The organism is Stenotrophomonas sp. HMWF023 (assembly GCF_003060985.1).
In the GTDB taxonomy this organism is placed as follows: domain Bacteria; phylum Pseudomonadota; class Gammaproteobacteria; order Xanthomonadales; family Xanthomonadaceae; genus Stenotrophomonas; species Stenotrophomonas lactitubi.
The window spans coordinates 1-1,106 of sequence record NZ_QAIJ01000238.1 but is presented as its reverse complement, the minus strand read 5'-3'; the positions used below and the strand labels follow the sequence as shown (position 1 = coordinate 1,106).

Here is a 1,106-nt window from a genome sequence, read left to right as displayed (position 1 = left end):
CCCCGATATCCAGCAAACACAACCACCGCGGAGGGGGCGGCGCCCGATGGCCGACGACGGCCGACACTCTCCACACGCCCGTTAACACCGACCATGGCATGCTCGGCGCTCAGTCCACCCGGAGCCTTGGCCATGCGCCTGTTGACCCGCCTCATTCCCCTGTTGCTGCTGGCCTCCCTGCTGTCCGGCTGCGGCTACAACGCCATCCAGCAGAAGGACGAAGCGGTCAAGGCCAGCTGGTCCGAAGTGCTCAACCAGTACAAGCGCCGTGCTGACCTGGTGCCGAACCTGGTGCAGACCGTGAAGGGTTTCGCCAGCCAGGAAGAGCGCGTGCTGACCGAAGTCACCAACGCCCGCTCGCGCGTTGGCCAGATCAACGTCAACGCCGACGATGAAGCCTCGCTCAAGCAGTTCCAGCAGGCCCAGGGCGAACTCGGCAGCGCGCTGTCGCGCCTGCTGGTGGTCACCGAGAACTACCCAGTGCTCAAGTCCGACCAGAACTTCCGCGATCTGCAGGCGCAGCTGGAAGGTACCGAGAACCGCATCACCGTCGCCCGTGGCCGCTACATCCAGCAGGTGCAGGACTACAACACCTACATCCGCTCGTTCCCGCAGCTGATCACCGCGAAGATCTTCGGCTACCAGCCCAAGCCGAACTTCACCGTGGAAAACGAAGCGCAGATCTCCAACGCGCCGGCGGTTGATTTCGGCAACGCGCCGCAGCAGCAGCCCGCCCCGGCTCCGGGCCACTGACCGATGCGCCTGGCCACTACGCTGCTGGCGCTGCTGTTGTGGCTGCCGTCGGCCGTGCAGGCGCAGACGCTGGCGCCGATCCCGGCGCTGGATTCGCCGGTGGTCGATACCACCGGCACCCTGGATGCCGCGCAGAAGCAGGCGCTGGTGCAGCAGGCGCTGGACCTGCAGCAGCGCAAGGGCAGCCAGATGCAGGTGCTGGTGGTGCCGACTACGCAGCCGGAGGACATCGCCCAGTACACCACCCGCGTGTTCGACCAGTGGCAGATCGGGCGCAAGGGCGTGGATGACGGCGTGCTGCTGGTGGTGGCCAAGGAGGATCGGCGGGTGCGCATCGAACCGGGCTATGGCCT

General features: G+C 66.5%; 2 protein-coding genes. Both read left to right on the top strand.

The features are described from left to right. The first annotated feature begins 132 nt into the window (after window positions 1-132). Window positions 133-753: a LemA family protein gene (locus DBR20_RS13065; RefSeq protein ID WP_025877902.1), complete on the top strand. Its 621-nt coding sequence runs from the start codon at window positions 133-135 to the stop codon at window positions 751-753. Between the two features lie 3 nt (window positions 754-756). Further along, window positions 757-1,106 (top strand): TPM domain-containing protein (locus DBR20_RS13060; RefSeq protein ID WP_181393081.1); only part of this gene is annotated, 350 nt, incomplete at its 3' end.

What these genes read in the sequence shown, in the direction of transcription:
- DBR20_RS13065 (WP_025877902.1), top strand. Translation starts at nt 133, where the DNA reads ATGCGCCTGTTGACCCGCCTCATTCCCCTGTTGCTGCTGGCCTCCCTG.